Source organism: Methylobacterium sp. CCH5-D2 (genome assembly GCF_001556475.1).
Classification (GTDB): Bacteria; Pseudomonadota; Alphaproteobacteria; order Rhizobiales; family Beijerinckiaceae; genus Methylobacterium; species Methylobacterium hispanicum.
Genome location: NZ_LSIX01000418.1, coordinates 1 through 2,592, shown reverse-complemented (window position 1 = coordinate 2,592; position 2,592 = coordinate 1). Strand labels below are relative to the sequence as shown.

General features: G+C 74.8%; 4 protein-coding genes. 2 read left to right on the top strand and 2 right to left on the bottom strand.

Features of this window, described 5'->3' with window-relative positions; genetic code table 11:
* Both AX737_RS10710 and AX737_RS10705 read left to right on the top strand, forming a co-directional pair.
* A partial coding sequence (locus AX737_RS10710; RefSeq protein ID WP_156453647.1) for a glycosyltransferase occupies nt 1-430 on the top strand: 430 nt, incomplete at its 5' end.
* Nucleotides 431-488: 58 nt separating this feature from the next.
* Nucleotides 489-1,163 carry a class I SAM-dependent methyltransferase gene (locus AX737_RS10705; protein WP_066921190.1) on the top strand — a complete coding sequence of 225 codons (675 nt, stop codon included), beginning with the start codon at nt 489-491 and terminating at the stop codon, nt 1,161-1,163.
* 105 nt (nt 1,164-1,268) lie between these two features.
* On the opposite strand, the gene AX737_RS10700 is transcribed toward AX737_RS10705, so the two are convergent.
* Complete coding sequence (locus AX737_RS10700) at nt 1,269-1,601, bottom strand: cytochrome c (RefSeq protein ID WP_066921187.1); 333 nt, start codon at nt 1,599-1,601, stop codon at nt 1,269-1,271.
* A gap of 74 nt (nt 1,602-1,675) precedes the next feature.
* On the bottom strand, nt 1,676-2,592 hold a 917-nt coding region (locus tag AX737_RS10695), incomplete at its 5' end, for a sulfite oxidase (protein ID WP_066921186.1).

Below are 2,592 nucleotides of genomic sequence, written 5' to 3'. Positions count from 1 at the left end.
GGGCCTGCCGCTGACCCTGTTCGGCCCGGTCGAGGAGCCGGATTACTGGACGCAGGAGATCGCCCCGCGGCTCGGCGGCGCGATCCGCTACGGCGGACATCTCGGCGGCGCGGCGCTGGCCCGCGAGATCGGCCGCGCCTCCGTCTTCCTGTTCACCCCGTGCTGGGACGAGCCCTTCGGGCTCGTGGCGGTCGAGGCGATGGCCTGCGGCCTGCCGGTGGCTGGGTTCGCCAGGGGGGCGGCCGAGGAGGTCGTCGGCGAGGCCGGCCGTCTCGTTCCCCCCGGGGACGAGGCGGCCCTCGCCCGCGCCGCCGTCGAAGCGCTGGCGATCCCGCGCGCGGTCCCGCGCCGCCGGGTCCTGCGCCTGTTCACCCGCGACCGCTGGCTCGACCGGTGCGAGGCCCTCTACGTTCGGGCCCGCGAGGCCTGACGCGCTCCCGACCGCGCCGGCCCCTCCGGCGCGCATCCTCACGCAGCCCGAGCCGGACATGACCCGACACGACCTCATCGCCGCGCTCTGGCACGGCCGCGACCCCTTCGCCGACCCGCCGCAGGCGCTGCGTCCCCTCGACCTGCAGGGCTGGCGCAGCCAACACCCCTATCTCGAGGAGGCGGTGGAGCGGTTCCGCCCCCGCGTGGTCGTCGAGGTCGGCACCTGGAAGGGGGCGAGCGCGCTCTCCATGGCCCGCGCCATGGCGGCGCGCGACATCCCCGGCACCGTGATCGCGGTCGATACCTGGCTCGGTGCCGTCGATCACTGGGCGGACGAGGAGCTGTTCGCCGAGCTCGCGACCGAGCACGGCTTCCCGAGCCTGTACCGCACCTTCCTCGCCAACGTCCTGCGCGAGGGGCTGGCGGAGCGCGTGGTGCCGCTGCCGCTCGACTCGGTCAATGCGGCCGCGCTGATGCGCCTGCGCGGCGTCGCGGCCGACGTGATCCATCTCGATGCCGGCCACGAGGAGGCCTCCGTCGCCGCCGACCTGCGGGCCTGGTGGCCGGTGCTGCGGCCCGGCGGCCTGCTCGTCGCCGACGACTACGATCGCCTCGGCGGCCGCTTCCCCGGCGTCACCCGCGCGGTCGACGACTTCTGCGCGGCGTTCGCGGTCGAGGGTCCCTGGTCTCTCGAGGGGAAGTGCAAGTTCATCAAGCCCGATCGACGGTGACCACGCGCCGGGCGGGCGCGCGGGTCGGAACCGGTGGGCCGGCCCGACGGCGATCTTGCAGGCCCGGGCGCTGCCGCGTCGCTGCCGCGCGGGAGGCCGGATCGCTCACTTGGCGCCGGTCACGCTCGCCACGTAGTGCGCGACGGCCTCGATCTGCTCGGGGGTCAGGTCCTCGAAGGCCGGCATCACCCCGATCCCGTTCGCGACCGCCGTCGCCACCCGGTCGGCAGACGGCTTCAACGTATCGAGGACGGGTCCGACCTCCCCCGTCGTGCCGGCATCCGCCAGGGTGTGGCAGACCCCGCAGCGCGGCTCGGCCAGCTCGGTGAACACGCGCCTGCCGAGTTCGAGGCGCGCCGGATCCGCGAAGGCCGGGGCGGCGGCAAGGGACAGGACAAGGCTCAGGACAAGGCTCGGGACGAGGCAGGGAGCGTGCATCGGGGGCTTTCGCGAGGCCGTGGGTCGGGCGGCCCGCATCGCCGTGACGCGGGCCGGGGGAGGACGGGGACGGCTCAGGCGGTCCTGAGCGTGACCGCCGGCCCGCGCCAGCCGTTGTAGCTGTAGCCGCCGCCGTTCGGGGCCGTATCCTCGGGCTGGACGGTGCCCGCCGCGTCGGTCGCCCGGCTCACCAGGACGTGCGTCCCGGCCGGGAGGTCGAGCGGGAGCGCGAACAGCCGCCAGGCGTAGCGCCCGAGGTCGGGCCCGACGAAGGGCGCATCGGTCCAGGTCCGCCCGCCGTCGGCCGACACCTCGACGCGCGCCACCGCGTTCGTGCCGCCGAAGGCGACGCCCGTGACCAGCACGCGGCCGGCGGCGCCGCCCTCCAGGGGGGCGGTGATCCACGAGCGTACCGGCTGCTCCCAGATCGAGGGCTGGGCCGGCCCGGCCTTCTCGCCGACGCCGTGCATGCGGTAGCTCGCCGCCTGGATCTTGGCGTCCGTCTCCGCCTCGGTCAGCGCCACCGTCTTGACGTACTTGATGTTGTTCACGCCCGAGTAGCCCGGCACGATCATCCGCAACGGCCCGCCATGCGCCAGCGGGATGGGCTCGCCGTTCATCTCCCAGGCCAGCAGCACCGTGTCGAGGGTCGCGATCGGCACCGAGCGCTCGACGATCACGTCCTTCGGCTTGAGCCCCGCGGGCAGCTCCTCGCCGCCCGTCCCGGTGACGAACTTCGCCCCGGCCACCGGGCCGCCGAGCGCCTCGACCACGGCCTTGAGCGGCACGCCGCTCCAGATCACGCAGCCGGCCGCCCCCACCGTCCAGGGCGTGCCCGAGATCTTCTGGCCCGGCTGCAGCGCGTCCTGCATGTATTTCCGGCCGTTGCCGGAGCATTGCAGCACGGTCGCGACGCTCGCGAGGCCCATGCGCTTCAGCTCGGCCAGCGTCAGCGTCCTCGGGCCGGCCACGCCCGCGATCTCGACCCGCC